Here is a 5,038-nt window from a genome sequence, read left to right as displayed (position 1 = left end):
AGCTCCGGCAGACGAACAACGCTTCATGGCAGGATGTCCACCAGGACCGGGAGGATATCCGGACCGACCGGCAGCAGATCCGGAACGATCGCGGGGCACAGGGCTCTGCGTCGTAGACTTTTTAATTTTTTCAATATCGTTTTCAGTGTCTTTTTTAGCCCATCCGGTTACTCCGGCTTTTCAGGACAGCTTCGCGTGTTATCGCATTCCCTGTCACGGTTACCCATCCGCACATGAAGCCGCGGTCATCATGGGGGAAAAAGATACGTGCACAGGGCATAGCAAAACACGAATAAATCATTCCATTCCGGAACGTTTTTTCAGCGAGAGTCTGGCGGAAATAGTTTACTCACCGTCCGGTCGATCCGGATTACCTTTTCAACCGGGGTCATGATCGCGATGAAAAAATGCCCTCACATCCTGTCTGGAAATCTGCCTGACACGGTTCATGTAAAGTCCGGTCAAAGCCCCGGAAAGATACCCTTAAACTCCTCCCGTACCAACATCATCCCGGAGAGAGACCATGGACAAGATCACGCTCGGCCCGATGCCGTATATGAGTGTCATGCCCGCCGTACTCGTGGGCGCAAACGTGAAGGGGAAGGCGAACTACATGACCGCCGCATGGGCAACCGTTGCCTGCATGGCGCCACCGATGGTCTGTGTTGCGCTCAACAAGGCGCGGTATACCGCGAAGGGAATTGAGGAGAACAAGACCTTCAGCCTGAATGTGGCATCCGTAAAGCACGTAGTCGAGACCGACCACTGCGGCCTCGTCTCCGGAGCGCAGGAGGACAAGTCGAAGGTCTTCCAGTCGTTCTATGGCAAGCTGAAGACCGCACCCTTAGCCGCGGAGTGCCCGGTCAACATCGAATGCAGGCTCTTCAAGGAAGTCGACTGCGGGAGCCACCAGTTGTATATCGGCGAAGTCGTGGAGATCCATGCAGACAAGGCATGTTTGACCGACGGGAAACCGGATGTTGCAAAGATCCACCCGATCGTGTACTCCCAGGCCACCTACTTCGATATCGGGAAACCGGTCGAAAAGGCGTTCTCGGCGGGGAAGAAGTATACGAAGAAGTAGGACCGGTTTTCTCTCATGAGAAACCGGACTTTTTTTAAACCGGTGAAAATTTTAACCTGTGAAAAAGGAGGGCCCCTTTCCTAGGACTTCACTTCCAGGTCCATCTCGATGCCGCCGATTGCCCCGAGCACAATATTATACACGATGGCGACGATCGCACCGCTGATGAATCCGCCTATACCCCCGATGATGATCATCATGACCCAGCCGATAAGACCAGCCCCGACCCCGAGCATTTGCGTGCCCACTGCAGTCGCCATCCCCCCGACGCCAATGGCAAGGAAGATCCCCATGAAGAACCCCCAGACAAGGCCAATAACACCGAAGAATTTCGCTACACTCAACACGCCGAACTGTTTGATCATGTATGCAGTAGTTGCCATGACACCCTGAACTCCTGTGATATGAAGAAGGATCTTCCTGCCGGAACATAAACGCTTCGGGAGAATATCATCCTCCCGGCTCTCCCCGTGACCGGTTCCTCTCTTTTTTTATCCTGCCCCGCTCAATACTTCAGCTCAATGGTTCTCCCGTTCATCCTGGACATCATCCTGAATTTTGACAAGTACCTCCCCCAGATCCTCAATGAGTACGGGACCTGGACCTACTTGATCCTCTTTCTCATCCTCTTCTGTGAGACGGGACTTGTCATCACCCCATACCTGCCGGGCGACTCGCTCCTCTTCGTTGCCAGCGCACTCGCTGGTGCAGGCTACCTGAACATCTGGGTCCTCCTGGGTGTCCTGATCCTTGCGGCGGTCCTCGGTGACACAGTGAACTACTGGATCGGGTTCATCTTCGAGATGCGGGTGCTCGAATGGCGGTTCTCACCCGTCCGGAAAGAGCATCTTGACGAGACGCACCAGTACTTCACGAAGTACGGGGGTTTCACCATCGTGATCGCCCGGTTCATTCCCTTCATCCGGACCTTCGCCCCGTTCCTTGCCGGTGTCGGCGAGATGCCCTACCCACGATTCCTTTCATACAATGTCCTCGGCGGCCTCGCATGGGTCACCCTTTTCCTGTCCGTGGGCTACCTGTTTGGCAATCTCCCGGTGGTCAAGGAAAACTTCTCCCTGGTCGTCTATGCCATCATCGGGATCTCGCTGATCGCCTGCGCCGGGGTCATCGTGAAGAGCTTCAGGCCCGGCCGCACAAAAGAGAAATCCGGCTAACCTTGCACCGGGGATAATGGTATTGATGAGGATTACCGGTGGTCCTCAATAAGGCGGATGAGGTTCTCCCGTCCTTTTTTTACTTTCTGGATCATCCCCCTCTGGTGGAGATCATTGAGCGTGGAACTCACGGTGGATTTTGGCATGCCCAGGAATTTCACGATCTCTGACTGGAACTGTTCCCCGCCATTTGCCCGTAGCAGCTGGACGACCCGCTCTTCGAGAGACAGCAGATCCGCTTCGGACAGGCGGGGTGCCTGGTCCTCAGGATCGCCTGTTGGTTCATCGGGTCCGGAATGCGGTTTTCTCTTCCGGTATACCATGAAGCCGGAGACGGCGATTATGATGACAATGATCCCCAGGACAACCGGCAGGACCGGGAATGCCGGTCTTTCCAGCACGATCCGGGGTTCCCCGTCCCCGAAGGAACGCAGGCCATACCAGATGAGCCCGTCGCCCGCCTGCTGGTCGGGAACCGGTTCTGCGTCCGTTACCGTATAACCGTGCGGGTACCTGACGATGAGGGTAGTATCCTTATCAAGGTACATCCCGCCGGCAAACGCATCGCCTGCGGAAAGGTCCCCGTCAGTCACGGCAAAGTTCGTCCAGGAAAACGAGTAGGTGACAACCCCGAACTTTCCGGTCGGGGAGGTCTGGACAACGGAATTCCCGGAAAAATTGTCCACCATCATCTGCCGGGACGTGCCGGCAGCTGCCTGCGCAGCAGAACGCTGCATCAGGTCCTCCAGCTGGGGGAGGTAGACTGAGTTCAGGTCCTGGGAGTAGTTCTCAAAATTATTCATATCATCGTCAGTGGCAAGGGGGGTGCGGTACTCCACGGTCCAGAGCGCCGAGCCGTCTTCCCTGAGCGTGATCGTGTAGGTGGTGGTATAATCCGGGGCGGGTGCCGCCCATACCACCGGCAGGGTGCAGATCAGCAGCAGGACTGCGATGGCCAGAACACGGTACCGGGTCAGATTATACATGGAGCACCTTGTTGTTGATCATTATCGTGTTCTGTATAAAAAATATGTAACCGGTCTTTTTTACCGGTGATTCATGTTTCTGACATGAACAGCGGAATTACCGGGTGTGGAACCTGGTATCACTGTTGCCATTCCCGTTATCATGCCGGGAGTCGGTCAGGTGGTCCGTTCCGCTGCTGTTTCCGCTCCTGTTTTCCGGGTAGTTTGACGGGGACAGATTACGGCCGGGAGTTACCTGGATAGCCGTCCTGTGCTGGTCCTGAACGGTCTGGTTCGTTTCCCGGGGGAGCTGCCCACTGTTGTTCCAGGTCTGCCCGGTTTGTTCCGGTCTCTGGTTCCCTGATCCGGGGACTATTCTGTTAACGTCAGGTCCGGAACGTCCTCCCGTATATACCGGTGTTGTTCCGTTCTGCATCCGGTCCCCTGTGCCGGGACTCAGGTGTTCAGCACGTAACCATATCCGGTTATCTGCATCCTGGTAGCGTTCGAACTGGGTCTGGGTCTTCTGCTCAAGTTTCTGCTCCAGGTCACGGCTGTTGTCATATGCCCTAGCGAGGCCCGGATTGTCGGAGTGCGTTGACATGAGGTTTTCCAGGACAACCTGGTGCCTGAGGATCATTTCCTGCGCGTGCATGAGGCCGGTATCGATGGGCGCCGGCGTGGATCCGGCCTCGTTGAAGGGGGGCATGGACCGGGTTTCGTTGAACCGTTCGAGGGTACCTTCGGTCTGGTTCAGGTTCTCCCGGTACTGATCCAGTGCCTGGTCCGCGGCATCGGTCCTGTTGGCCTCCAGTGCGCCTTTCAGTTCGGAAAGGCGGAGGTCTGCGTGGTCAATCTCTTTTGCCAGCCTCTCGCTCTGGTTGAAGGTGAAGGAATCGTCGAGATTTTCAAACGCGATCTTGAGCCCGTACAGGGAGTTGTCAGCGCCGATAGATCCGTTATATGCCTGTATGTCATCTACGAGCTGCATCCCCTGCGTGCCGGTGGTGTTGTCTGCCGCGGCAGTTCCGATGGCGCAAAGCAGTCCAAGCGCCACCAGCCCCAGCAGCACGCCAAACCTGGTGTTCATGTTTTTTCCCTCCATAAGCCGGTTTATACCGTTGGCTGAATGTTCCCTTTCCGGAGCCATAAGGGTCGTTACTGTTCCGGGAAATGCCAGTCGTCCATGCGGTTTTTATATCGTATGAAATCGTTCCGGACGGTCCAGCGGGCAAATCGGAGCGATTTCCTGCAGGAAAATGTTCCGGTGTTTTTTCGGGCAGAATACCTGATGGCCCGGTTCCGGATCGGCCGGACGCGCAGGAGCGGGGGAGTAAACGCGGGAGACCGGCTGGCCCCCGCCCCTCTCACGTGCTGTGGTTGTCGCCAACGTCTCCAGTGTCCCGATGACCGTCACCTGTTGCACCGCAGCACACTCCGCAGAGGTACGACCATGTTCGTAATCTTCCAGCAACGGGATTCATTGAAATGAGGGTCCGGGTTGGGTCGTGCTTTGCATCAGGGACGTTCCGGTTATTCAAGGGAGCCCCGCACGTTTTCCATCGTATCCGGAGAATTAACCCGTCGGCCTGTCGCATCATGGCACCTTCCCGGGTGCGGAAACCTACGAAACGGGTCTTTTATGTAGGTAATAATATGAGGATCGCATAGGACCGTCGAAAAATAATAATTAAAAGTCTACGACGCAGAGCCCTGTGCCCCGCGATCGTTCCGGATCTGCTGCCGGTCGGTCCGGATATCCTCCCGGTCCTGGTGGACATCCTGCCATGAAGCGTTGTTCGTCTGCCGGAGCT

General features: G+C 56.0%; 5 protein-coding genes. 2 read left to right on the top strand and 3 right to left on the bottom strand.

Annotation, left to right across the window (positions count from 1 at the left end; translation table 11 throughout):
* Positions 1-523: 523 nt before the first annotated feature.
* On the top strand, positions 524-1,084 hold the full coding sequence (locus ABSE13_RS12985; RefSeq protein WP_424028940.1) for a flavin reductase family protein: 561 nt from the start codon (positions 524-526) through the stop codon (positions 1,082-1,084).
* Between the two features lie 80 nt (positions 1,085-1,164).
* On the opposite strand, the gene ABSE13_RS12980 is transcribed toward ABSE13_RS12985, so the two are convergent.
* Positions 1,165-1,467 carry a hypothetical protein gene (locus tag ABSE13_RS12980; RefSeq protein ID WP_424028939.1) on the bottom strand — a complete coding sequence of 101 codons (303 nt, stop codon included), beginning with the start codon at positions 1,465-1,467 and terminating at the stop codon, positions 1,165-1,167.
* 138 nt (positions 1,468-1,605) lie between these two features.
* On the opposite strand from ABSE13_RS12980, the gene ABSE13_RS12975 reads away from it, so the two are divergent.
* Positions 1,606-2,259, top strand: coding sequence for a VTT domain-containing protein (locus ABSE13_RS12975; RefSeq protein ID WP_424028938.1), 654 nt, complete (start codon positions 1,606-1,608; stop codon positions 2,257-2,259).
* Between the two features lie 32 nt (positions 2,260-2,291).
* Here ABSE13_RS12975 and ABSE13_RS12970 read toward each other — a convergent pair whose 3' ends face one another.
* A complete protein-coding gene (locus tag ABSE13_RS12970; RefSeq protein ID WP_424028937.1) occupies positions 2,292-3,245 on the bottom strand; it encodes a DUF7345 domain-containing protein in 954 nt (317 codons plus the stop codon).
* 97 nt (positions 3,246-3,342) lie between these two features.
* Positions 3,343-4,314, bottom strand: a complete 972-nt coding sequence (locus tag ABSE13_RS12965) for a DUF5667 domain-containing protein (protein WP_424028936.1) — start codon at positions 4,312-4,314, stop codon at positions 3,343-3,345.
* Between the last annotated feature and the right edge of the window lie 724 nt (positions 4,315-5,038).

The sequence above is a fragment of the Methanoregula sp. genome, assembly GCF_049518935.1.
In the GTDB taxonomy this organism is placed as follows: domain Archaea; phylum Halobacteriota; class Methanomicrobia; order Methanomicrobiales; family Methanospirillaceae; genus Methanoregula.
Note: the sequence above shows the minus strand (reverse complement) of the source record. Positions and strands in the feature narration are given on the sequence as shown.

Coding starts and splice junctions, on each gene's coding strand:
- ABSE13_RS12970 (WP_424028937.1), bottom strand. CDS start 3,245: ATGTATAATCTGACCCGGTACCGTGTTCTGGCCATCGCAGTCCTGCTG.
- ABSE13_RS12975 (WP_424028938.1), top strand. CDS start 1,606: ATGGTTCTCCCGTTCATCCTGGACATCATCCTGAATTTTGACAAGTAC.
- ABSE13_RS12985 (WP_424028940.1), top strand. CDS start 524: ATGGACAAGATCACGCTCGGCCCGATGCCGTATATGAGTGTCATGCCC.
- ABSE13_RS12965 (WP_424028936.1), bottom strand. CDS start 4,314: ATGAACACCAGGTTTGGCGTGCTGCTGGGGCTGGTGGCGCTTGGACTG.
- ABSE13_RS12980 (WP_424028939.1), bottom strand. CDS start 1,467: ATGGCAACTACTGCATACATGATCAAACAGTTCGGCGTGTTGAGTGTA.